We start from the raw sequence: 24356 nt of genomic DNA on the forward strand, positions 1-24356 counted from the left end.
GTTACGTAGGGAGGGTATGAGATGAGGCTGGAACGATTAAATTACAATAAAATAAAAATTTTCTTAACATTTGATGATTTATCTGAACGAGGATTAACGAAAGAAGATTTGTGGAGAAATGCACCGAAAGTACAGCAATTATTTCGTGATATGATGCAAGAAGCAAATAAGGAATTAGGATTTGAAGCAGATGGTCCGATTGCAGTTGAAGTATTTTCTCTACAAGCGCAAGGGATGGTCGTAATTGTAACGAAAGAACATCAAGAAGTTGATACAGATGATGAGTTCCGTGACGAGTTTATTGAAATGCAAGTGACTCTAGATGAAAGCGAGCATATACTTTATGAGTTTGCTACACTAGATGACGTAATTAACCTGTCGAATCGTTTATATAACCTTGATGTAACTGGCGGAAAATTATATACGTGGGATGGACGTTTCTATCTTTGGATGGAAGAAGAGGAGCAAATTCAATTACTGAAGGCAGATTTTATAGCTATTTTAGCGGAATATGGCAATCCGTCTACGGCAACTATTTATCGCCTAATGGAATATGGTAAAGAATTAATGGATTCTCAAGCAATTGAACAAATACACAATTACTTTGTGAAAAAACAAAACCTTGGCTAATAAAATATAGCTAAGGTTTTGTTTTTTTATTTACTTAAATGTATCTTTCCAGATTGCTGTATGTAAGTAAAATAAAAAATATTTAAATATTTAAGTATTTTACTTTTCTAAAAGCAACAAAAGGACTATAATGATAGTGAAAACGCTTGCAATAAAAAATAGTTTGTATATATTTGTTAGCGTTTTCTATTGCATTCCAAATTTAACGGTGTATACTAGGCAATGAAGGTTTACTAAACAAGTGAAATTACAGGGGGTTTACTTACTATGGTAGCCGAAAAGGGAACTCAAACAAAAACACAACAACAAAGGGAACAACATTTTGAACTATTGAATTCGACACAAATTGTTATTAGTGAAGCATTAGAAAAATTGGGTTATCCAAACGAAGTATATGAATTATTAAAAGAACCAATTCGTATGATGACAGTGAAAATACCAGTTCGTATGGATGACGGGACTGTTAAAATATTTACAGGATATCGTGCACAACATAATGATGCTGTTGGTCCAACGAAAGGTGGAATTCGCTTCCATCCGAATGTAACAGAAAATGAAGTGAAAGCACTTTCAATCTGGATGAGTTTAAAGTGTGGTATTGTTGATTTACCATACGGCGGAGGTAAAGGTGGAATTATTTGTGACCCACGTGAAATGTCATTCCGTGAGTTAGAAAGATTAAGCCGCGGTTATGTACGAGCAATTAGCCAAATCGTAGGACCGACAAAAGACATTCCAGCTCCAGATGTATTCACAAACTCTCAAATTATGGCATGGATGATGGATGAGTATAGCCGTATCGATGAATTTAATTCACCAGGATTTATTACAGGTAAGCCACTTGTATTAGGTGGATCACATGGACGTGAAACAGCAACAGCGAAAGGTGTAACAATTTGTATTCGCGAAGCTGCAAAAAAACGCGACATTGATATTAAAGGTGCACGCGTTGTTGTTCAAGGATTCGGTAATGCTGGTAGCTTCTTAGCTAAATTTATGCATGATGCAGGTGCGAAAGTTATTGCAATCTCAGATGCTTACGGTGCATTGCATGACCCAAACGGATTAGATATTGATTATTTATTAGACCGTCGTGATAGCTTCGGTACAGTAACAAAATTATTTAATAATACAATTTCAAATAAAGAATTGTTAGAACTTGATTGCGATATTTTAGTTCCAGCTGCAATTGAGAACCAAATTACAGAAGAAAATGCTAATAATATTAAAGCGAAAATCGTTGTTGAAGCCGCAAATGGTCCAACAACATTAGAAGCAACTAAAATTTTAACTGATCGCGGCATTTTACTAGTTCCAGACGTATTAGCAAGTGCTGGTGGTGTAACGGTATCTTACTTTGAGTGGGTACAAAATAACCAAGGTTACTACTGGACTGAAGAAGAAGTAGAACAACGTTTAGAAAAAGTAATGGTAAGATCATTTGATTCTATTTATGAAACAGCACAAGTTCGTAAAGTGAACATGCGCTTAGCTGCGTACATGGTCGGTGTTCGTAAAATGGCTGAAGCAAGTCGCTTCAGAGGTTGGGTATAATATTATAATGTGAGAAAACGTGATTCCTTTCGAGGGAATCACGTTTTTTTTGTTGAAGTATTAGAGTGAGGTGTTGTATATGGAAAATAAAATGATGGAACGAGTAGAACTATTAGAAGAAAAGGTTAAGAGGTTAGAGGGAGAACTCGCGAGAACGACGAAATCCGAAAAAACAAGTATCGTTCGGGTGTTCGGGGAAGGACTGCTGTTTTTAATATTTGGTGCGGTTGTAGTAGGGCCGATTATCGCCTTTGTAATCACGATTCTTACTTCGTTGGCTGAAAAATAAAAAAGAAAAATAAAAGAACGCTTGTTCTGCGCGAACAAACGTGCTATACTTTCCTTAGATAAACAAAACGGAAATGATTTTAAGGAGAGATAAATGATGAAAATGACAGTAGACCAAAGATTTATGATGCCAGCAGATGTTGTAGAGCGAGTGGAAGTATTAAGAAACAAACAAAGTAAGCGCGGCACATTATTACAATCAGTAAATACATTTTTCGGTTTAGATACGAAAGAAGATTGTGTTTGGTTTTACGGTTTTTATGGCGTTGCTGTAAGTATTTTATTATTTATGGTGTTCACATCAAATATTTTCGATTTTCTCTTCGTGTAAGAAATATGCTATAAGGGCATTGCTACCGAATACATATATAAAGAAGTAAGGTAATCTTCTGAAGCGGGAGTTGGTAGTAATGGCGATGTTTCCTATAGAACGTAATTATATTGGATATGGAAGTTCACGGCCGGGAATCCCTCTTTCTAAAGTCAGGTTTATTGTAAGTCATGATACGGGGAATCCTGGTAGCAATGCGATAGGGAATCGGGATTATTTTAATGAAATACAACCGAAAGCTTCGGCACATACATTTATAGATGACAAAACAATATTGGAAATTATCCCTATAAATGAAGTGGCCTACCATGTTCGATATGGTGTGTCGACGGATAATGATTTATATGGTTATGATGCAAATAAGGCGGCCATTGGAGTGGAACTTTGTTATGGCGGTAATGTTAATTTTTGGGAAGCGTATACCCGTTTTACGTGGTACCATGCGTATTTATGTCAAAATTTCGGCTTGAATCCGAAAAAGGCTATCGTATCACACAAAACCCTTGACCCAGCTAGAAAGATTGATCCTGAAAATGTATTAGGGAAACAAGGTATTAAATTTCAGCAGTTTTTAGCAGATGTCTATCGGATGTACGTTTCGTTTAGATGACAAATATATGAAAAATGAATACAATAAAGATAGGTGCCTACTGCTGTAAGTAGGTTTTTTCTTGTTTTTATAAATAGTGTATTGGTAGAAGACTAGGAGTGAGCCGGGTATGCAGAAAGAAACAGCTATCATAATTGGAGGCGGTCCGTGCGGATTAGCAGCAGCAATTTCGTTGCAAAAGGTAGGGATAAATCCGTTAGTAATTGAAAAAGGAAACATTGTAAATGCGATTTATAATTATCCAACTCATCAAACATTTTTCTCTTCTAGTGAAAAATTAGAAATTGGTGATGTAGCTTTTATTACGGAAAATCGTAAGCCAGTTCGAAATCAAGCGCTTGCGTATTATCGTGAAGTAGTAAAGCGTAAATCTGTACGTGTAAATGCTTTTGAGCGAGTGGAGAAAGTTCAAAAAGATGGAGAAGTTTTTCATGTTGAGACAACAAAGCGTGACGGAAGTAAAGAAATATATATAGCGAAATATGTTGTTGTAGCAACTGGATATTATGACAATCCAAATTATATGAATGTTCCAGGTGAGGAATTGAAGAAAGTAGCTCACTATTTTAAAGAGGGACATCCTTATTTTGATCGAGATGTAGTAGTTATAGGTGGAAAAAACTCGAGTGTAGATGCCGCGTTAGAACTTGTTAAAGCAGGTGCGCGTGTAACGGTACTATATCGCGGAAGTGAGTATTCACCAAGTGTAAAGCCGTGGATTTTGCCGGAGTTTGAGGCATTAGTACGAAATGGCACAATTCACATGCATTTCGAGGCCCATGTGAAAGAAATTACTGAACATACGTTAACGTATACAGTTGATGGCGAGGCAAATACAATCCAAAATGATTTTGTATTTGCGATGACTGGTTACCATCCTGATCATAGCTTCTTAACGAAGATGGGTGTTCGAATTGATGAAGAGACAGGACGTCCGATTTATGCAGAGGATACGATGGAAACAAACGCTGAAAATATTTTCATTGCAGGTGTAATCGCTGCTGGAAATAATGCAAATGAAATATTTATTGAGAATGGTCGATTTCATGGAGAGGCGATTGCGCAAACCATTGCAACAAGAGAGATGTAAAAAAAGCTGTCGAAATAAACTTCGACAGCTTTTTTTTAATCGTGCATAAACATATTTTGGATTGTTTCATGTGAAGTTGTATTCTCTAGTGCAACTAATAATTTAATACGTGCTTTTTGAGCATTTAAACCGTATGTGAATACAATCCCCATATCTTTTAATTGTTTGCCGCCACCTTCATATGAATATACATCTTGAACGATGCCGTTGAAACAGCGAGAAACTAATACGACAGGAATTCCTTTATTTATTAATCGTTCTAGACTAGGAAGTGTTCTTGGAGGTAAATTACCTTGTCCAAGTGCTTCAATAACAATCCCGTCTACTGGAAGATTTTCAATTGCTGCTAACAATGTATCGTCCATACCAGCGTACGCTTTTAGAACGACTACATTTTTAGAAACTTTTTTTACTGAATATGTTTCGTGATGTACTAAAGCATGGTGGAATACAACACCACGTTTTGTTACCATACCAATTGGTCCATATTGTGGGCTTTGGAATGTTGCTACATTACTTGTATGTGTTTTCGTTACATTTGTAGCGCAATGAATTTCGTCGTTTAATACGACTAAAACGCCTTTTTCTGCGGCTTCATTACTGCTAGCGACTTTTACAGCTGATAAGAAGTTATATAGACCGTCAGCACCTAATTCATTACTAGAGCGCATTGCGCCTGTCACAACGATCGGAATAGTTGCTTGTACCGTTAAATCTAAGAAATAGGCAGTTTCTTCTAATGTATCCGTACCATGCGTAATGACTACGCCATGAATGTTGTCTTGTTTTACTCTTTCATCAATGATGACTTGTAACTGTAACATTTCGCTCGGTGTCATATGAGGAGATGGTAGATGGAACACGTCTTCAACGATTAAATCCACATCGCCTTCTAAATCAGGAATAAATTTTAAAAGAGGATTTTTTTCACCTGGTTGTACGACACCAGTTTCTTTGTCTTCCTCCATTGCAATTGTTCCACCTGTGTGTAAAACTAGGATTCTTTTCAATGCTTATACCCCTTTCAAGTAAAAAAATACATTTAGAACATAACATGTTTTGAGTAAATTCGACAATGGAAATGTATAAAAGTATGCTTCGAAAATGACAATAAAATTAACTGCTATATGTACGTTGTATAAAATCACGAAACGAAATGTGCAAATATAGTATAGGAGGGAGCTATTACGTTGAAAAAGATGGAGAGAATTCTTATACGTATATTAATAATACAATTCATTTGTCTTTCTGTTGTGCAATTGTTATTTATACATAAGGGATCAGTTAAATATTTATCTAAAATTGTTTATTATGAAGGTGTCATGGTAAAAAACAAAGTAGAAATCTTACAGGTGAATAGGTAGTTTTCATTTTCTTCTATGAAGGATTATGCTACAATAATTGAGGATTTAATGACGTGAAGCAAATGAGAAGAAGCAGGAGAATACCTGCTTTTCGTTTTGTTTTATAAGTGAAAAAATGAGGTGTTACAATGGATAAACGAATTTCAATTGCTATAGATGGTCCAGCAGCCGCTGGAAAAAGTACAGTTGCGAAAGTTGTAGCGAAGAAGCTTTCTTACGTTTATATTGATACAGGCGCAATGTATCGTGCGATTACATATGCAGCCCTTGAGCAAAAAGTGGATATTGAAAATGAAGAGCAGTTAATGGAAGTTGTAAAAAATGTGAAAATTGAGTTTCAGCAAGGAGAAAATACACAACTTGTATTTTTAAATGGACAAGATGTTTCGGAAGTAATTCGTACACCTGAGGTGACGAATCGAGTATCGATTGTGGCAAAACATCGTCTTGTTCGTGAAGAAATGGTACGTCGTCAACAAGAGTTAGCGGAAAAAGGCGGCGTTGTAATGGATGGCCGTGATATCGGTACACATGTGTTACCAGATGCTGAAGTGAAGATCTTTATGCTTGCTTCTGTTGAAGAAAGAGCGGAAAGAAGACATTTAGAAAATATGAATAAAGGTTTCGATTCTAATTTAGAGCAGTTAAAAGGAGAAATTGCTCAGCGTGATAAATTAGATTCAGAACGCGAAGTTTCTCCTCTCAAAAAGGCTGATGATGCATTGGAATTAGATACAACTTCTTTATCAATTGAAGAAGTTGTCCAAAAAATTATGAGTATTGTTTCAGGAGTGTTTGCGAAATAAAGAAAGGGGATAGCCTCTTTCTTTTTTGTTTGTATAGAAATGTAAAGGATACGTGAATTGTGAGTCTCTTTCCTTGACAAATGATCGGATTTGTAAGAAGTTAGTAAAAGAGAGATAAAACTTTCAGAATATATTCGCTATTATATTTCAAAACATACTTTCTTCAAGATGATTTTGCTGTATACTATTTATATAGGTTTAATATATTTTCTAGTGAAATGGATGAAGCCTGAGTATGTGATGATAAATTCTTAAACATGCAAATGAAAACAATTGTTTTCATTTCGTATATACATAAAAAATGCTTTGTCAATTCTGTAGGGAGGTATTTCCATGGTAGAGAAAATGAATGAAGAAGTTATGGATTCAAAAGAATTACAAGTTGGTGACGTTGTTACAGGTTCTGTAACGAAAGTTGAAGAAAAACAAGTGCTTGTAAATGTTGGATACAAAACAGATGGCGTAATTCCAATTAGTGAATTAGCTAACGTTCATATTGAAAAAGCAAGCGATGTTGTAGAATTAGATCAAAAGCTAGAATTAAAGGTTATTAAATTAGAAGAAGAAGATCTTGTCCTATCTAAACGTGCTGTTGATGCAGAAAAAGCATGGATAGAATTACAAGAGAAGTTCACTTCTGGTCATGTGTTTGATGTTACTGTAAAAGATATTGTGAATGGTGGATTAGTTGTGGACCTTGGTGTTCGTGGTTTTATCCCAGCTTCACTTGTAGAAGTACATTATGTAGAAGATTTTACTGACTATAAAGGCAAAACATTAGCTGTGAAAATTGTTGAATTAGACCGCGAAAAAAATCGCGTGATTCTTTCACATAAAGCAGTAGTAGAATTAGAACTAGATTCTAAGAAAAAAGAAGCAATCTCTTCATTAAAAGAAGGAGACGTTGTTGAAGGAACAGTACAACGATTAACTGATTTTGGTGCTTTCGTTAATGTTGGTGGTGTGGACGGTTTAGTTCATATTTCACAAATTTCACACGAACGTGTAGAGCAACCTTCTGAAGTATTAGAGCAAGGTCAAAAAGTAAAGGTGAAGGTATTATCTGTTGATGCTGATACACAACGTATTTCTTTATCAATTAAAGCAGCTCAACCAGGACCTTGGGAAAATGTTGCTGGCGAACTAAAAGCTGGAGATATTCGTGAAGGAGTCGTAAAACGTCTTGTTACATTCGGTGCATTCGTTGAAGTTTTACCTGGCGTTGAAGGTCTTGTGCACGTATCTCAAATTGCAAATCGTCACGTGAAAAATCCAAATGAAGTATTGGAAATGGGACAAGAGGTAAAAGTGAAAGTGCTTGAAGTCCATGTAGCAGAGAAACGTATTTCTTTAAGTATAAAAGAAGCGCTTGAGGAAAATAATGTAATTGAAGATTACAGTCAGTATGAACCAAATGCAGATTCTGCTACTTTCCAATTAAGTGATATTATTGGTGAACAACTGAAAAAATTAAAGAAATAAAGAGGGGTACAAGTGGTAAGGGCAAAACGTAAATTAGATCATATTGAATACGCTCTTTCTACTGGTCAGTCTCGTACGCATGGCTTTCATGATATTGATTTTGTGCATCAAGGTTTGCCAAATTCAAGTTATGACACAATAACATGTGAAACAAAAATCGGCGAACTTTCACTAAGTTCGCCGATTTTTATCAATGCGATGACTGGTGGTGGAGGAGAGAAAACGTTACATATTAATGAGCAATTAGCATATGTAGCGAAACATCATAATCTTGCTATGGCTGTAGGTTCGCAAATGGCGGCGTTAAAAGATGAAAGTGAGGCTGCTTCTTATAAGATTATCAGAAAAGTAAATCCGAATGGTATTTTCTTTGCTAATTTAGGTAGTGAGGCAACTATCGAACAGGCAGAGCGTGCCGTTGATATGATTGAAGCAAATGCATTGCAAATTCATTTAAATGTCATACAAGAGTTAACGATGCCAGAAGGAGACCGTGACTTTACTGGTGTACTTCAGCGCATTGAGAAAATTGTTTTAAATAGTAAAGTTCCTGTCATTGTGAAAGAAGTTGGATTTGGGATGAGTAAGGAAACAATGCAACAGTTAGCGAGCGTGGGTGTAACGGCAATTGATATTGGTGGACAAGGTGGTACGAATTTTGCTGCTGTTGAAAATGAAAGAAGACAGCGAATGCTTTCTTATTTTAATAACTGGGGCATACAAACAGCTACCTCGATTATTGAAGCAACCTCTACAAATAATAACCTCTCTTTTATTGCATCTGGGGGTATACAAACAGCGCTTGACGTAGCGAAAGCAATCGCATTAGGGGCGAATACAACTGCGTTTGCTGGTTACTTTTTACGCATTTTAATGCAAGATGGTATCGAGAAGTTAGTGGATGAAATTGACCTTTTACATACAGATTTGAAATTTATTATGACAGCTCTCGGTGCGAAGACGATAGAAGAATTGCAATCTGTACCTCTTGTTGTAAAGGGCGAAACATATCATTGGTTAACGCAACGTGGTATTGATACGACGCATTATAGTAGAAGATAAAAAAATCAACCGTTTGGTTGATTTTTTGTATTTTATTCGTTTTAGTAATATAAAGTGAGGGATGGAATAAATATTCTGTAAAAATGAAATAATTCTTATATATAAACATTATGTTGTAAAAGTTACGACAGAAAAATGTAGATAGTGTGTTACTGAATTGTTGAAAAGGTTTAATTTTGTCAAGGGAAATAGGGAGGGATAAAAATAAAGCATAGGAAGATTTGTATATAAAATATTATTTCAATATAAACAAAAATGTAAAAGACGGTTTCGTACAATATCGAAACCGTCTTTTTGTATTCATTAGTGCTGATTTTGTTTTCGAGCTTGCTCTGGTGTATCAAGTCCAGTAGCACCCGGATATTGTAGTGATTGGTCACGGTCAGATTCAACGCGGCGTGATTCTCTTAGTTTTCTTTCTTGACGATCTTTACCCATAATGAATAGCACCTCCTTATTAAAAGTGTTGCTGTTATATGAAAAAACTATGCGCGAAGAAAGGGGATTAACTTTCATAAAAAGTTCCCATAATGGAAAACATAGGAGGTGAAATGATGGAAGGGAGTACTTTTTATTTTGTAGCTTGGATAGGGTGGATCGTCGTAACATTTTTTATGAAAAAGGACTCTATTCGGTGGAAGATAAGCGCTTGTATATTGATTTTTATTATTTGCTCTCCGTTACATGTAACGATTGCTTCATTCACGGTATCAGTAAATGCACTTTTGCTTTGTATTGTTGCTTTTATAGGAATCACGCTCTATTCTATTTGGAAAAAAATATATAGCTTACTTTCGGCACTTATTATTGCAATGTTATATACAAGTTTTCATTTGTTAGAAGTATATGATCCAATTTGGATTGTGGTGGACAGGTTGTTTTTGTTAAGCAGCGCCCTTGTGTATGCATCGGTTTTATTACATGAGGATCGCATATTACGATTATGTTCTCTTTATATAGGAATGTTACAGGGAGAATTGTTAGTGACATTTATTTTTCGAAAGTTACATTTCCCTTATGATTACGGAAGTTTAGCGTTTTTTGATATCGTCGCCGTTTCCACATTGTTCATGGCAATTTTGTTTTGGATTGCAAAAGCATCAATATATATGGAACAGTTCAAGAGAAAAACACGTAAAAGAAAGGCGAGGGTAATACATGACTGAATATACACCGGCCATTTTATGCGGCGTAATAGCGGGGACAGTAACGAGGGTGCTAATGCTCCGGACGGATACGCGGCAATATCCGACGAGGCTCCATGGGAAAATTATTCACATTGCGATGGGGTTAATTGCAGCCGCTTTAGGAGCGATTGCAATTCCGTCCATTTTGAAAAAAGATTTTTCTGCCATTACGTTTCTTACGTTAGCAGCAACACAGTTTCGTGATGTACGTAATATGGAAAGAAATACATTGCAACAATTAGATGGTTATGAGCTCGTACCGCGTGGAAATACATACATTGAAGGAATTGCATTAGTTTTTGAAAGTCGCAACTATTTGGCGATGTTAACGTCGTTTGCGACGACGTTTGCGTATATAGGGTTCCGTTCATGGATTGCTGGAGTAATTATGGCTATCATCGCATTTTTTATTGCGAAAAAATTAATGTCTGGCAGAAGGTTACATGATCTTGTTGATATCGAGCATGTTCCACTTCGTTTTGAAGGAGCAGGGCTGTATATTGATAATATTTATATTATGAATATTGGATTGCCAGCAAGACAAGAAGAAATTATGAAATATGGAATGGGTTTTATTTTAAAGCCGAAATCAATTGATGCAATGGTGACAATCTCCAACTTAGGACAACGGCAGGCTATTTTGCATGATGTTTCTGTTGCCCTGGGGATTTATAGAGATTCTGGTACGCCGGCGCTTGTGCCGTTAGCAAAGCGTGATTTAGAAGATGGTAGGGTTGGAATCTTTGTCTTGCCGCAAGATCAAGATGCAGAGAAAGCGATAGGTGTCATAGGGAATGTGCCGACGTTAGAAAGTGCTGTTCATATGTCATCGGAAGCCCCGAAAGGAAGGGGAGATAAGGGATGATGTTAGAAAGTGTAATTCTCGCAGTTATTACAACAGCGCCGGAGAAATTTGCTGGTGGTGCTCCTTTGTTTACCTGTGAATCGACAGAGGAGTTAGAATTTGTTGCAAATAATTTAGAGGCAATTTTAGATGGTATTGCGCATCGCTTACAAGAGAATGTATATATTATTGTGAAACATTAGCAACGTGTGTTATAATGTGAGGTGTTTTGATACGTTGAGAAATATTCTGGAATGCAAATCCCTTCTTGCACAAAGAAGGGTTTTTTACATAATAAACAGAAGCAAGTTGAAAGGATGAAAGTATATGCCGAAACCAGTAATAGCAATAGTAGGCCGCCCGAACGTAGGGAAATCTACTATTTTCAATAGAATTGTTGGAGAGAGAGTTTCAATCGTAGAAGATATTCCAGGTGTAACGCGTGACCGTATTTATAGCGCTGGAGAATGGTTAAATCATGAATTTAACATTATTGATACAGGTGGAATTGATATTGGAGACGAGCCGTTTTTGACACAAATTCGTCAACAAGCTGAAGTAGCGATTGATGAAGCAGATGTTATCATTTTTATGACAAATGGTCGTGACGGTGTAACAGCAGCGGATGAAGAAGTTGCCAAAATTTTATATCGTTCTAAAAAACCAATTGTACTTGCGGTAAATAAAGTGGACAATCCTGAAATGCGCAGTGATATTTATGACTTTTATGCATTAGGATTTGGCGAACCATTCCCAATTTCAGGTACACATGGATTAGGATTAGGTGATTTATTAGACGAAGCTGCACAGCATTTTCCGAAGATTGAAGAAGACGGATATGATGAAGATACAATTCGTTTCTCTTTAATTGGACGTCCAAACGTAGGGAAATCATCACTTGTAAATGCCCTTCTTGGTCAAGAACGTGTAATTGTTAGTAATGTAGCAGGAACAACTCGTGATGCTGTCGATACACCATATAGTAAAGACGGTAAAGATTATGTAATTATCGATACAGCTGGTATGCGTAAAAAAGGGAAAGTGTATGAAAGTACAGAAAAGTATAGTGTACTTCGTGCACTAAGAGCGATTGAACGTTCTGACGTTGTTTTAGTCGTTTTAGACGGTGAAGAAGGAATTATTGAACAAGATAAAAAAATCGCTGGATATGCTCATGATTCAGGGCGAGCTGTCGTTATCGTTGTAAACAAATGGGACGCAGTGAAAAAAGATGAGAAAACAATGAAAGCATTTGAAGAAAACATCCGTGCTCACTTCCAATTTTTAGAGTACGCACCGATTGTGTTCTTATCTGCGAAAACGAGAAAACGTACACAAACGTTAATTCCGGTTATCGATGAGGTAAATGAGAGTCACAGTATCCGTATTCAAACGAATGTATTAAATGATGTAATTATGGATGCGGTAGCGATGAACCCAACGCCAACGCATAACGGTAGTCGTCTGAAGATTTTCTATGCAACACAAGTTGCGGTAAAACCACCAACATTTGTTGTGTTTGTAAACGATCCAGAATTATTGCACTTCTCATATGAGCGCTTCTTAAAGAATCGTTTACGTGAATCATTTGGCTTTGTAGGAACGCCGATTCACATTATCGCTAGAGCAAGAGACTAATGGAGAGGATGTGATTTTATGACAAAAATCACAGTAGTTGGAGCAGGTAGCTGGGGAACAGCGTTAGCGATGGTATTAGCTGACAATGGGCATGATGTACGTATTTGGGGAAATCGTTCTGAACTTATGGATGAAATTAATACAAAACATGAGAATAGTCGATACCTTCCAGGAATTACATTGCCAAGCACAATCGTAGCCTACTCTTCTTTAGAAGAAGCATTAGTAGATGTAAATGTAGTACTTCTTGTAGTACCAACGAAAGCGTACAGAGAAGTATTGCAAGATATGAAGAAATATGTAACGGGTCCGACTACTTGGATTCATGCAAGTAAAGGAATTGAACCTGGTACGTCAAAACGTATTTCGGAAGTGATTGAGGAAGAAATTCCAGAGGACTTAATTAAAGATGTTGTTGTACTGTCTGGGCCGAGTCATGCTGAAGAAGTTGGTTTACGTCAAGCAACAACTGTTACGTCTGCGGCAAAGCGTATGGAGGCGGCTGAGGAAGTACAAGATTTGTTTATGAATAGTTACTTCCGTGTATACACAAATCCAGATATCGTTGGAGTTGAACTTGGTGGTGCGTTAAAAAATATTATCGCGTTAGCTGCTGGGATAACTGATGGTCTTGGATTAGGTGATAATGCGAAAGCGGCACTAATGACACGTGGTTTAACAGAGATTGCTCGTTTAGGAAGAAAAATGGGCGGAAATCCGTTAACGTTTGCTGGTCTAACTGGTATGGGAGACTTAATTGTAACCTGTACAAGTGTTCATAGCCGAAATTGGCGCGCGGGTAATTTACTTGGAAAAGGGCACTCTTTAGAAGAAGTGTTAGAAAGTATGGGTATGGTTGTGGAAGGTGTAAGAACAACGAAAGCTGCTCATGAATTGGCAGAGAAAATGGAAGTGGAAATGCCGATTACAGCTGCTTTATATGACGTGCTATTTAATGGGAATAATGTAAAAGATGCAGTAGGCTCATTAATGGGGCGTGTTCGAAAACACGAAGTGGAAGCTATACCTGACTTACTTTAAAGAAAAGCGACAGAAGTACAATTGTACTTCTGTCGCTTTTTATTTTTTTGGGTCTTTTCACCATTTTTTTATTTTTGCATAGGATGAAGAGTAACTTGAGGAGAGGGTGAAAAGAATGGATAATAACATTTTTAATAACATTGAAAAAGAAGCGAAAGTGAATAAAGAAGATATTTTTAAATTAGCATCATCTGTACAGAATGCGAATTTACGCGATGAGACTGTGCTTCGTCAATTGATTCATCAAGTGGCTCTTATGGCAGGACGTGAAGTGCCAAAAGAACAAGAGGATCAAATCGTAAAAGCGATTATTAACAATAATATGCCGGCAGATTTTGGCTCGTTAAGCAAAATGTTTAAAAAATAAAATATGAGAAACAAAGAGTTTGTAGATTGCATATGATAGCCATGAAAGTATGGGAATAGAGCTGTTTTGGGCATATTTGGTCAACCGAAGCGAGAGATACACTCGCTTCGGTTTTTATGTTTATCTAAATGAATGGAAATACGGAAAAACCTGCTGATTAACGTTACATATTCACAATTTGTAGTGAAATGTTATTTTTTGTATTTGTTTAAAGATTTTAATTTGTTAAAATAGTATAAAAATAGATTAATAAAAAGGGGTGTGTATATGTCGGAAGGGCTTATAAAAATGTGGTTTGCGTTAGGGGCAATTGGATTTATGTTTTTTGCAGTAAGTTTTATTTTGCTAAGCAGATATAAAATAAAGAATAAAATTTTGAAAGGGATTACAGCTTTGGTAGCCTACACCCTTATGGTTGTGTCAGGAATTGTTATTTTTCTTGTTGTATTTAGTGGACCTGTACAGCAGTAAAGGAAATGGTCGCGAAAATGCTACATACAGAGCAAGTTATATTAGTATGAAAAGGTGATTGCTAGTGAAAAAAGTCCATATTATTTTAATATTTTGTTGTATGAGCCTTTTAACAGGATGCCTGTATCCGAAAGAAAATATGAAACAAAATGCTATTCCTTATGAAGATCAGCTACAGGTCGTTCAAAAAGCCGTTGCGACATTTAAGGAGCAAAATGATGGGATATTACCAATTAAGACCCGGGAGATGAATACGCCTATTTATCAAAAGTATCCAATTGATTTTCAAAAGATTGCTCCGCGTTACATACAAGAAGCGCCAGGGAACGCGTATGAAAGCGGAGGAGTATATCAGTACGTATTAATAGATGTTGAAACAAACCCAACAGTAAAGTTAATTGATGTTAGGATGGCTGAACAAATTCAGCAATTATCATTAAAGCTTCGGATGTATCGGGATGAACATCAATATCCACCTTTTAAAAAGGTAATTTCAGATGGAGTGTATGAATTAGATTTCAAAAAACTAGGATATAAAGATGTACCGCAAGTGACAAGTCCGTATTCTGGTAAAGGACTTCCGTTTGTAATCAATGAAAAAGGAGAAATTTTTGTTGATTATAGAATCGATTTATATGAAGCGCTGAAAAAAAATGAAGGGCAATTTAAGGAGGGAGAAGATATACGGAATATACTTTCGAAAGATTCTCCATTTGCACCGGCGTATTCTTTGCCGTATACGGTAAAGAATGGAGAACCAATTTTTTTAAAATCATAAGTCATGAACCTTTCTTTTAGTGAATAAGTTCTAGAAGAAAGGTTTTTTATGTTGCACAACTTATGATGCAAACAAAAGGTATTTTTTAATAGTCATATGAAATTGGACAAAATTATATGATATATTGTCCGAACTTCTAGAATACCATTATATTATATCAGATATTATAGGCAACGTTAGAGAAGGTATTAGTTGACTATAAACGTGGAATTATTCCCAAAAATATTGAGGGAGGGAATCACTTGGAAAAGGTAGATATTTTTAAAGATATTGCGGAACGCACAGGCGGTGATATTTATTTTGGAGTTGTAGGAGCTGTTCGAACAGGGAAATCAACATTCATTAAAAAATTTATGGAACTTGTAGTTATTCCTAATATTGAGAATGAGTCTGACCGTCAAAGGGCGCAGGATGAACTGCCTCAAAGTGCAGCTGGCCGTACAATTATGACGACGGAACCGAAGTTTGTTCCAAACCAAGCGGTTTCTATCGAAGTAGATGAAGGACTTGAAGTGAATATTCGATTAGTAGATTGCGTTGGATATACGGTTCCAGGAGCAAAAGGCTATGAAGATGAGAATGGCCCGCGCATGATTAATACTCCTTGGTATGAAGAACCTATTCCATTCCATGAAGCTGCAGAAATCGGAACACGTAAAGTAATTCAAGAACATTCAACAATTGGTGTTGTAATTACAACAGATGGAACGATTGGTGAAATTCCAAGAAGAGATTATATAGAGGCAGAAGAACGCGTCGTAAATGAGTTAAAAGAAGTCGGAAAACCTTTCATTATGATCATCAACACTGTACAGCCGTATCATCCGGATACAGAGCAATTGCGTCAAAGTTTATCTGAAGAATATGATATTCCAGTCATTGCGATGAGTGTCGAAAGTTTAAGAGAAACAGATGTGTACAATGTGCTTCGAGAGGCGTTATTTGAGTTCCCTGTTTTAGAAGTGAATGTGAACCTTCCGAGCTGGGTAATGGTGCTGAATGAAGGGCATTGGTTACGCCAAAGTTATCAAGAAGCTGTTCAAGAGACTGTTAAGGATATAAAACGTCTTCGTGATGTGGACCGTGTCGTGTGGCAGTTTAGTCAGTATGAATTTATTGATCGAGCGAGCCTAGCTGGCATTGATATGGGGCAAGGCGTAGCGGAGATTGATTTATATGCACCAGATGAATTATACGATCAAATTTTAAAAGAAGTAGTAGGGGTAGAAATTCGAGGGAAAGATCATTTATTGAAGCTTATGCTCGATTTATCTCATGCGAAAATAGAATACGATCAAGTGGCGGATGCCCTGCGTATGGTGAAGCAAACAGGATATGGTGTAGCGGCACCAGCGTTAGCTGACATGAGCTTAGATGAGCCAGAAATTATTCGTCACGGTTCAAGGTTTGGTGTGAAATTAAAAGCTGTAGCTCCATCTATTCATATGATTAAGGTAGATGTAGAGTCTACGTTTGAGCCGATCATTGGTACTGAAAAGCAAAGTGAAGAATTAGTTCGTTATTTAATGCAAGATTTTGAAGATGACCCATTATCAATTTGGAACTCTGATATATTTGGGCGTTCGCTTAGCTCTATTGTTCGGGAAGGTATTCAAGCGAAACTATCTTTAATGCCAGAAAATGCGAGATATAAATTAAAAGAAACGTTAGAAAGAATTATTAATGAAGGATCTGGCGGATTAATTGCGATTATATTATAAGAAAAAAATCCCTCTCATCGTAGAGGGATTTTTTTAATTTTTGCATATAAAATAGAAAAATAAACAGTCATTATCTAATATATTGTTGTAAATTGTCAAGTTTCATCAGATTTTCACATTTTAAGAGTAACAATTTCCTTAAAAATATTGAATTATAAAGGAGAATCGTATAATATAGGCGTTGATAATGATTTATCTACATCTTTGTAGTATAGAATTTGCAAAAATTGCCTACAAATGAAAGTAAGACTCATTTTATGATCATTATACAGTCTTATCTTTGGGAGGAGGTGAATGGCATGAACAAGACAGATTTAATCAATGCTGTTGCAGAAGCAAGTTCCCTTTCTAAAAAGGACGCAACAAAAGCAGTAGACGCTGTTTTTGATTCTATCTTAGAAGCTTTAAAACAAGGTGATAAAGTACAACTGATCGGATTCGGTAACTTCGAAGTTCGTGAGCGTGCGGCTCGTAAAGGTCGTAACCCACAAACAGGTGAGGAGATTGAAATCGCAGCAAGTAAAGTACCTGCATTCAAACCTGGTAAAGCGTTAAAAGATGCGGTTAAATAATCCTTACATATTAACAGGGAAGAAGAGTTTCCTTTTTGGAAACTCTTCTTTTTGCTTTTAAAAACATAAATATGCTAGAATGTGTTCGTATCACTTTTAGGTTTTCGGGAGGGCTAGCGGATGGCAAAAGTTAATTTAGAACAAATTGAGCATGCAGTACGCCTTATTTTAGAGGCAATCGGAGATGACCCAAATCGTGAGGGAGTACTTGATACACCAAAGCGTGTTGCGAAAATGTACGCAGAAGTGTTCTCAGGTATGCATGAAGATCCGAAAGAACATTTGCATAAAGTGTTCGGAGAAGATCACGAGGAGCTTGTACTAGTAAAAGATATACCGTTTTATTCGATGTGTGAGCATCATTTAGTTCCATTCTATGGAGTTGCTCACGTTGCATATATTCCGCAAGGCGGAAAAGTGACAGGGTTAAGTAAATTAGCTCGCACTGTAGACACAATTGCACGTCGTCCACAACTACAAGAACGTATTACATCAACAGTAGCGAACTCTATTATGGAAGTACTAGAGCCGCATGGTGTAATGGTAGTAGTAGAAGCGGAACATATGTGTATGACGATGCGTGGCGTGAAAAAGCCAGGTGCGAAAACAGTAACAACAGCAGTACGTGGTGTGTTAGAAAATGATGCTGCGGCACGTAGTGAAATTTTATCTTTTATTAAAACGAAGTAAAGAAAAGTGGGAAACTGCTTTTCTTTTTTTTTTTTGTAAATAAATGATATAGTTTTAGGAAGGCAGAGTGAGAATAGAAAGACTACTTACAAGAATGGAAGATGTTATTTCATTCGGTGGAAGTTTGGAAAGAGTAGCCAAGTTTTGGTTATAGAAAATAGAATGTATGTGTTATAATAAGTTTTATGAATTAGAAAACAAGGGTGATTTTTGTGTGTGACATCTACGGAGGGTATGCGGGTATAAGAGAGAAATTGATGGAGAAATTACGCCATCCTTATTTTATAAACTATATTGAAGAACCATATATTGATGAAGAGAAAATAGCATTGTTATATGGTGCTTTAAAAAGTGCAAAATTACATATAGAACAAATTGAGCATTATGTAGTAACGATTATGCTTGTTCAAATTGCGCTTGATACACATGAAAGAGTATCAAATAAGGCAGGGGAAGAAGCAAATGAATCGCATAAACGTCGCCAGTTAACAGTGCTTGCTGGTGATTACTATAGCGGGTTATATTATTACTTATTGTCTATGAATCGTGATATTGTTTTAATTCGTGCGCTTGCTGAAGGAATTAAAGAAATTAATGAACACAAAATAATGTTATATCAAAGGGCGCATAAAACGATCGATGACATAATGGAAAGTGTAGTAACGATTGAGTCTGCACTCTTACAAAAAACATGTGATCATTTTCATTTATCACATTGGAAGCCGTTTATAACGTATGTACTAGGGGAAAATCGTCTTCAAAAAGAATGTGAACGATACGCTGATAAACAACATTCACCTGTTTTTCAAGCTGTTCAAGAGATTTTGGACGATAAAGCGGATGCAGAAACAGTTATGAATGGATGGATGATGGAACTCAGAAAGAAAGAAAATCAATTTTTAGAAAATCACACAGATATAAGCGAAATAAACTCTGTGTTAAGAGATAAATCGAAGACATAAGCAATTTTACATTGGAAGAAGGTACGAGCATGCAACAATCAAAAGAAGAAAGAGTACATGATGTATTTGAGAAAATCTCTGATAAATACGATGTAATGAATTCTGTAATTAGTTTTCAAAGACATAAAGCGTGGCGTAAAGAGACGATGCGCATTATGGATGTAAAACCAGGTAGTAAGGCACTTGATGTATGCTGCGGGACAGCGGACTGGACAATCGCGCTAGCTGGAGCGGTAGGTGAACAGGGTAAGGTTGTTGGTTTAGACTTCAGTGAAAATATGTTATCTGTCGGTAAGCAGAAGGTAGAGGCGTTACAATTAAAACAAGTTGAACTTCTACACGGGAATGCAATGGAACTTCCATTTGAAGATAACACATTTGATTATGTAACGATTGGATTTGGTTTACGTAACGTACCGGATTATATGCACGTATTAAAAGAAATGACGCGTGTAGTAAAACCAGGTGGAAAAGTAATTTGTTTAGAAACATCTCAGCCAACAATGATTGGTTTTCGACAAGGGTATGTTTTATACTTTAAATACATCATGCCATTATTTGGAAAGTTATTTGCGAAAAGTTATAAAGAATATTCATGGTTACAAGAATCTGCTAGTACATTCCCTGGTATGAAAGAATTGGCTAATATGTTCGAAAAAGCTGGACTTGAACGTGTACAAGTGAAGCCGTTTACTTTTGGGGTAGCAGCGATGCACTTAGGTATGAAACCAGAATCAAAATAGAAAAAGAAAAAAGAAGTTTTAGGTTAAGGTGAACAATATGAAGTTACAACTTATGTACTCTTTTTTACGATCGGATATTAATGTGATAGAAAAAGAATTAAAAAAGACAGTTGCTTCTGAACAGCCATTAGTAGAAGAAGCAGCATTACAACTTATTGAAGCTGGTGGGAAGCGAATTCGTCCTGTATTTGTGTTGCTTGCGGGGAAATTTGGAGATTATAAGTTAGATGCAATTAAGCATGTAGCTGTTGCGTTAGAACTTATTCATATGGCTTCTCTTGTTCACGATGATGTTATTGATGCTGCGTTTTTACGTCGTGGTAGTGCAACTGTGAATGCGAAATGGGGAGATCGCATTGCAATGTATACAGGGGATTATCTATTCGCTAAGTCTCTTGAATGTATTACAAATATCGAAATTCCTGAGGCGCATCAGGCGCTATCGCATACCATTTTAGAAGTGTGTAAAGGTGAAATTGAACAAATTAAAGATAAGTATAACTATGATCAAAATTTAAGAACGTATTTAAGAAGAATAAAGCGAAAAACAGCATTATTAATTGCTGCGAGTTGCCAATTAGGAGCGATTGCTGCTGGCGCTAATCGTGATACGGTAAATCGTCTGTTTTGGTATGGGTATTTCGTAGGGATGTCGTATCAAATAATTGATGATATTTTAGATTTCGTTTCCACAGAAGAGAAACTTGGAAAGCCTGCTGGCGGAGATTTACTACAAGGGAATATTACGCTTCCTGCCTTATATGCGATGGAAGATCCGGTTCTTTGTAAGAAAATCAAATCTGTACATGAAAATACAACAGCGGATGAAATGAAAGAAATTATTGAGGCTGTAAAGAATAGTGCTGCTATTGATAAAGCATTTGCATTTAGTGAACGTTATTTACATAAAGCATTAGAAATTATAAAACCACTCCCGCGTGGACAAGCGAAGTATGCGTTACAAAATGTAGCAAAGTATATTGGAAAACGAAAATTTTAGTGTTTTTTCTAAAAAATAAAATAATCTCTCTATTTCAAAACTATTGCACAATTGTGATAAGGGTGTTAATATGTGTGTGGGGATATACAATTACATACATAATTCAGAAGTGGAGAGATTTTTTATGGAAAAAACATTTCTAATGGTTAAACCAGACGGTGTACAACGTGCCTTCATTGGGGAAATTGTAGCTCGTTTTGAGAAGAAGGGCTTTCAATTAGTTGGTGCAAAATTAATGCAAGTCACTCCGGAAATTGCTGGACAACACTATGCTGAGCACACAGAAAAACCTTTCTTTGGTGAATTAGTAGACTTTATTACATCTGGCCCTGTATTCGCAATGGTATGGCAAGGTGAAGGTGTAGTAGATACAGCTCGTAACATGATGGGTAAAACAAGACCACATGAAGCAGCTCCTGGAACAATTCGTGGAGATTTCGGTGTAACTGTTGCGAAAAACATTATCCATGGTTCTGATTCGTTAGAAAGTGCAGAGCGCGAGATTGCTATTTTCTTTAAAGAAGAAGAATTAGTTGACTACTCAAAATTAATGAATGAATGGATTTACTAATTATTTTGAAATAATTTGTAAACGCTTTAATCACTGTGATAATAGTAGAAAGTGCAAGGAGAATAGGGGTATTCTTCTTGCACTTTTTTTATTTCAATTAGTTACGAATTTTGAGCTGTTATGATATATTGATATGTAAAGTAAACGGCTTATCGGGGAATAAGCGAATGGCCGATGTATTATATAATTTTTTATTTGTAGAGTAATGAAGGATAATATTATTGCTTAATATAGCGAGATAAATACATATACGAAAAGAGGAATAACGTATGCGATATATTACAGCTGGTGAATCTCATGGTCCACAACTTACAACGATTATAGAAGGTGTACCAGCGGGTTTACCTTTAGTAGCCGATGATATAAATGAAGAGTTAGCTAGAAGGCAAAAGGGATATGGGCGTGGTAGACGCATGCAAATTGAAACAGATCAAGTGCAAATTGTAAGTGGTGTTAGACATGGAGAGACATTAGGTTCTCCAATTGCACTTGTTGTTGAAAACCGTGATTTTGCACATTGGACAAAAATTATGGGTGCAGAGCCGTTAACGGAACAAGAAGAAAAAGAGATGAAAAGGAAAGTAACAAAACCAAGACCTGGACATGCTGATTTAAATGGTGCGATTAAATATGGTCATAGAGATATGAGAAATGTACTGGAACGTTCTTCAGCTCGTGAAACGACAGTGCGTGTTGCTGCTGGTGCGGTTGCTAAAAAAGTGTTAGCGGAGCTTGGTATTACAGTAGCGGGCCATGTAATTGAAATTGGCGGCATTGAGGCTAAGGAGACTACGTATCGTTCAATTGAAGAATTAAAAAGCATTACAGAAGCATCACCCGTACGTTGTTTAGATGAAGAAGCTGGTAATCAAATGATAAAAGCAATTGATGATGCGAAATCAAATGGTGATTCCATCGGTGGCATCGTTGAAGTAATTGTGGAAGGAATGCCAATTGGGGTCGGTAGCTATGTACATTATGATCGAAAACTAGATGCAAAATTAGCGGCTGCAATTATGAGCATTAATGCTTTTAAAGGTGTCGAGATTGGAATTGGTTTTGAGGCAGCACATAGACCAGGTAGCGAAGTTCATGATGAGATTCTTTGGAATGAAGAGAATGGATATACAAGAAGAACAAATAACGCAGGTGGTTTAGAAGGCGGAATGACCACTGGAATGCCAATTGTTGTGCGCGGTGTGATGAAACCGATACCTACACTATATAAACCTCTTCAAAGTATCGATATTGATACGAAAGAGCCTTTTACAGCAAGCATTGAACGTTCAGATAGTTGTGCTGTTCCAGCGGCTAGTGTCGTTGCAGAAGCGGTTGTAGCTTGGGAATTAGCGACAGCTTTAATAGAACAATTCGGATTAGATCGTATCGACCTTATTCGTGAAAATATTGAGAAACATAATGAATATGCGAGGGGATTTTAATGGAAAACATACATATTCAAACGAAATCAAAAGAATATGATGTACACGTAGGAAAAGAATCGTTGTCACATTTGAAAACAATCGTTCAAAACATGCAGCCATCTGTATCAAACATTATGATCATTTCAGATGAAGCTGTTGCGTCTTTGCATTTACAGACAGTTATAGATGCGTTGCAAATAGAGAAAAATGTATTTTCATTCGTTGTACCGAGTGGTGAAAAAGAGAAGTCTTTTGAAAATTTCTATGCGGCCCAAACGTCAGCTCTTGAAAATAAATTAGATAGAAATTCTTTAATTATCGCACTTGGAGGCGGGATGATTGGAGATTTAGCTGGTTTTGTTGCCGCGTCGTTTATGCGTGGAATTCGTTTCGTTCAAGTTCCAACAACTTTATTAGCTCACGATAGCGCAGTAGGTGGGAAAGTAGCGATTAATCACCCGTTAGGTAAAAATATGATAGGGGCATTCCATCAACCAGAAGCAGTTGTATATCATACGCCGTTTTTACAGTCTCTTCCTGAAAAAGAGTGGCGTTCAGGTTATGCAGAAGTGATAAAACATGCTCTTATTGGTGATGTAAAACTGTATCATTGGCTGAAAGAAGAAGTGCAAACATTATCAGATCTTCGTGATGAGAAATTAATCCATATATTAACGAAGGCGATTCCTGTAAAGGCAAACATTGTATCGCAAGATGAAACAGAAAAAGGTGTACGTGCTCATTTGAACTTTGGACATACGTTAGGCCATGCTCTTGAAAAAGAACTAGGATATGGAAACATTACTCACGGTGACGGGGTAGCGGTTGGAATGTTATTTGCTTTGTTTTTAAGTGAGCAAGTGTACAATGTTGATCTTTCTTATGAAGAGATGAAGCAGTGGTTCTTAAAGTACGGCTATCCAAAAATGCCAAGTGATTTGAATGTAGAGCGCCTCGTCGGGTTGATGAAACAAGATAAGAAAGCGAATGCTGGAGCAATTCATATGGTATTAATGCAGGAATATGGGGTAGTGAATGTCGTATCTATTCCAGATGAGACTGTTCATATTGCGTTAGAGGCATTTCAAAAGGATATGGCTTAAGAAGTGTTAGAGGTATTCTCGTAATAG

Annotated in this window: 29 protein-coding genes; 27 read left to right on the plus strand and 2 right to left on the minus strand. The window is 36.6% G+C overall.

What is annotated here, in order from left to right; all coding sequences use genetic code 11:
* Positions 1 to 21: 21 nt before the first annotated feature.
* The 6 genes from VF726_RS01870 to VF726_RS01895 all read left to right on the plus strand — a co-directional run bounded on the left by VF726_RS01870 (position 22) and on the right by VF726_RS01895 (position 4503).
* On the plus strand, positions 22 to 630 hold the full coding sequence (locus tag VF726_RS01870; RefSeq protein ID WP_440165429.1) for a genetic competence negative regulator: 609 nt from the start codon (positions 22 to 24) through the stop codon (positions 628 to 630).
* A 267-nt stretch (positions 631 to 897) separates the two neighbouring features.
* Positions 898 to 2184, plus strand: a complete 1287-nt coding sequence (gudB, locus tag VF726_RS01875) for an NAD-specific glutamate dehydrogenase (RefSeq protein ID WP_000225171.1) — start codon at positions 898 to 900, stop codon at positions 2182 to 2184.
* A gap of 79 nt (positions 2185 to 2263) precedes the next feature.
* Complete coding sequence (locus VF726_RS01880) at positions 2264 to 2473, plus strand: hypothetical protein (protein ID WP_440165432.1); 210 nt, start codon at positions 2264 to 2266, stop codon at positions 2471 to 2473.
* Positions 2474 to 2566: 93 nt separating this feature from the next.
* Entirely contained in the window at positions 2567 to 2803 is a 237-nt protein-coding gene (locus tag VF726_RS01885) for a DUF3961 domain-containing protein (protein WP_166702159.1), read from the plus strand.
* A gap of 79 nt (positions 2804 to 2882) precedes the next feature.
* Positions 2883 to 3413: a peptidoglycan recognition protein family protein gene (locus VF726_RS01890; protein WP_001240645.1), complete on the plus strand. Its 531-nt coding sequence runs from the start codon at positions 2883 to 2885 to the stop codon at positions 3411 to 3413.
* Between the two features lie 109 nt (positions 3414 to 3522).
* A complete protein-coding gene (locus VF726_RS01895; protein WP_440165434.1) occupies positions 3523 to 4503 on the plus strand; it encodes a YpdA family putative bacillithiol disulfide reductase in 981 nt (326 codons plus the stop codon).
* A gap of 35 nt (positions 4504 to 4538) precedes the next feature.
* On the opposite strand, the gene ansA is transcribed toward VF726_RS01895, so the two are convergent.
* A complete protein-coding gene (gene ansA, locus VF726_RS01900) occupies positions 4539 to 5513 on the minus strand; it encodes an asparaginase (protein WP_071757508.1) in 975 nt (324 codons plus the stop codon).
* A 180-nt stretch (positions 5514 to 5693) separates the two neighbouring features.
* Between ansA and VF726_RS01905 the strand changes: the two genes are divergently transcribed.
* The 4 genes from VF726_RS01905 to VF726_RS01920 all read left to right on the plus strand — a co-directional run bounded on the left by VF726_RS01905 (position 5694) and on the right by VF726_RS01920 (position 9217).
* Positions 5694 to 5867 (plus strand): DUF5359 family protein, encoded by a 174-nt coding sequence (locus VF726_RS01905; RefSeq protein WP_440165436.1) that lies wholly within the window; start codon positions 5694 to 5696, stop codon positions 5865 to 5867.
* 128 nt (positions 5868 to 5995) lie between these two features.
* A complete protein-coding gene (gene cmk, locus VF726_RS01910; RefSeq protein WP_440165438.1) occupies positions 5996 to 6673 on the plus strand; it encodes a (d)CMP kinase in 678 nt (225 codons plus the stop codon).
* Positions 6674 to 7006: 333 nt separating this feature from the next.
* The gene (rpsA, locus tag VF726_RS01915; protein WP_440165440.1) at positions 7007 to 8155 is read left to right on the plus strand and encodes a 30S ribosomal protein S1; all 1149 of its coding nucleotides are present in this window, start codon (positions 7007 to 7009) and stop codon (positions 8153 to 8155) included.
* A 12-nt stretch (positions 8156 to 8167) separates the two neighbouring features.
* Entirely contained in the window at positions 8168 to 9217 is a 1050-nt protein-coding gene (locus VF726_RS01920) for a type 2 isopentenyl-diphosphate Delta-isomerase (RefSeq protein ID WP_440165442.1), read from the plus strand.
* 303 nt (positions 9218 to 9520) lie between these two features.
* Here the strand turns inward: VF726_RS01920 and VF726_RS01925 are convergent, their stop codons facing one another.
* A complete protein-coding gene (locus VF726_RS01925) occupies positions 9521 to 9655 on the minus strand; it encodes a YpzI family protein (protein ID WP_000513900.1) in 135 nt (44 codons plus the stop codon).
* 116 nt (positions 9656 to 9771) lie between these two features.
* On the opposite strand from VF726_RS01925, the gene VF726_RS01930 reads away from it, so the two are divergent.
* The 17 genes from VF726_RS01930 (at position 9772) to aroB (ending at position 24329) form a co-directional block, all read left to right on the plus strand.
* Positions 9772 to 10383: a YphA family membrane protein gene (locus VF726_RS01930; protein ID WP_440165446.1), complete on the plus strand. Its 612-nt coding sequence runs from the start codon at positions 9772 to 9774 to the stop codon at positions 10381 to 10383.
* Complete coding sequence (locus VF726_RS01935) at positions 10376 to 11269, plus strand: YIEGIA family protein (protein ID WP_440165448.1); 894 nt, start codon at positions 10376 to 10378, stop codon at positions 11267 to 11269. The genes VF726_RS01930 and VF726_RS01935 overlap by 8 nt, the downstream gene beginning before the upstream one ends.
* Entirely contained in the window at positions 11266 to 11451 is a 186-nt protein-coding gene (locus VF726_RS01940) for a capping complex subunit for YIEGIA (protein ID WP_061677809.1), read from the plus strand. Before VF726_RS01935 ends, VF726_RS01940 begins: the two co-directional genes overlap by 4 nt.
* 124 nt (positions 11452 to 11575) lie before the next feature.
* Positions 11576 to 12886, plus strand: a complete 1311-nt coding sequence (gene der, locus VF726_RS01945; protein WP_048527026.1) for a ribosome biogenesis GTPase Der — start codon at positions 11576 to 11578, stop codon at positions 12884 to 12886.
* Between the two features lie 18 nt (positions 12887 to 12904).
* Positions 12905 to 13927: an NAD(P)H-dependent glycerol-3-phosphate dehydrogenase gene (locus VF726_RS01950; RefSeq protein WP_440165451.1), complete on the plus strand. Its 1023-nt coding sequence runs from the start codon at positions 12905 to 12907 to the stop codon at positions 13925 to 13927.
* 115 nt (positions 13928 to 14042) lie between these two features.
* Complete coding sequence (locus tag VF726_RS01955; RefSeq protein ID WP_000369753.1) at positions 14043 to 14294, plus strand: stage VI sporulation protein F; 252 nt, start codon at positions 14043 to 14045, stop codon at positions 14292 to 14294.
* A 267-nt stretch (positions 14295 to 14561) separates the two neighbouring features.
* On the plus strand, positions 14562 to 14765 hold the full coding sequence (locus VF726_RS01960) for a DUF2768 domain-containing protein (protein WP_001288997.1): 204 nt from the start codon (positions 14562 to 14564) through the stop codon (positions 14763 to 14765).
* A gap of 64 nt (positions 14766 to 14829) precedes the next feature.
* The gene (locus VF726_RS01965; protein WP_440165454.1) at positions 14830 to 15543 is read left to right on the plus strand and encodes a hypothetical protein; all 714 of its coding nucleotides are present in this window, start codon (positions 14830 to 14832) and stop codon (positions 15541 to 15543) included.
* Between the two features lie 242 nt (positions 15544 to 15785).
* Positions 15786 to 17264, plus strand: a complete 1479-nt coding sequence (gene spoIVA / locus VF726_RS01970; RefSeq protein ID WP_000416519.1) for a stage IV sporulation protein A — start codon at positions 15786 to 15788, stop codon at positions 17262 to 17264.
* A 299-nt stretch (positions 17265 to 17563) separates the two neighbouring features.
* Positions 17564 to 17836 carry an HU family DNA-binding protein gene (locus tag VF726_RS01975; protein ID WP_001043860.1) on the plus strand — a complete coding sequence of 91 codons (273 nt, stop codon included), beginning with the start codon at positions 17564 to 17566 and terminating at the stop codon, positions 17834 to 17836.
* A 120-nt stretch (positions 17837 to 17956) separates the two neighbouring features.
* Positions 17957 to 18526 (plus strand): GTP cyclohydrolase I FolE, encoded by a 570-nt coding sequence (gene folE, locus VF726_RS01980; protein WP_001151482.1) that lies wholly within the window; start codon positions 17957 to 17959, stop codon positions 18524 to 18526.
* Positions 18527 to 18738: 212 nt separating this feature from the next.
* Complete coding sequence (locus tag VF726_RS01985) at positions 18739 to 19488, plus strand: heptaprenyl diphosphate synthase component 1 (protein ID WP_440165459.1); 750 nt, start codon at positions 18739 to 18741, stop codon at positions 19486 to 19488.
* A gap of 29 nt (positions 19489 to 19517) precedes the next feature.
* Positions 19518 to 20231, plus strand: coding sequence for a 2-heptaprenyl-1,4-naphthoquinone methyltransferase (gene menG, locus VF726_RS01990; protein ID WP_048527034.1), 714 nt, complete (start codon positions 19518 to 19520; stop codon positions 20229 to 20231).
* A gap of 37 nt (positions 20232 to 20268) precedes the next feature.
* The gene (gene hepT / locus VF726_RS01995; RefSeq protein WP_048527036.1) at positions 20269 to 21231 is read left to right on the plus strand and encodes a heptaprenyl diphosphate synthase component II; all 963 of its coding nucleotides are present in this window, start codon (positions 20269 to 20271) and stop codon (positions 21229 to 21231) included.
* Positions 21232 to 21355: 124 nt separating this feature from the next.
* Entirely contained in the window at positions 21356 to 21802 is a 447-nt protein-coding gene (ndk, locus tag VF726_RS02000) for a nucleoside-diphosphate kinase (RefSeq protein WP_000415885.1), read from the plus strand.
* Positions 21803 to 22071: 269 nt separating this feature from the next.
* A complete protein-coding gene (gene aroC, locus VF726_RS02005; RefSeq protein ID WP_440165462.1) occupies positions 22072 to 23244 on the plus strand; it encodes a chorismate synthase in 1173 nt (390 codons plus the stop codon).
* Complete coding sequence (gene aroB / locus VF726_RS02010) at positions 23244 to 24329, plus strand: 3-dehydroquinate synthase (protein ID WP_440165465.1); 1086 nt, start codon at positions 23244 to 23246, stop codon at positions 24327 to 24329. The genes aroC and aroB overlap by 1 nt, the downstream gene beginning before the upstream one ends.
* The last annotated feature ends 27 nt before the right edge of the window (positions 24330 to 24356 follow it).

Source organism: Bacillus sp. Brlt_9, from assembly GCF_051948935.1.
In the GTDB taxonomy this organism is placed as follows: Bacteria; Bacillota; Bacilli; order Bacillales; family Bacillaceae_G; genus Bacillus_A.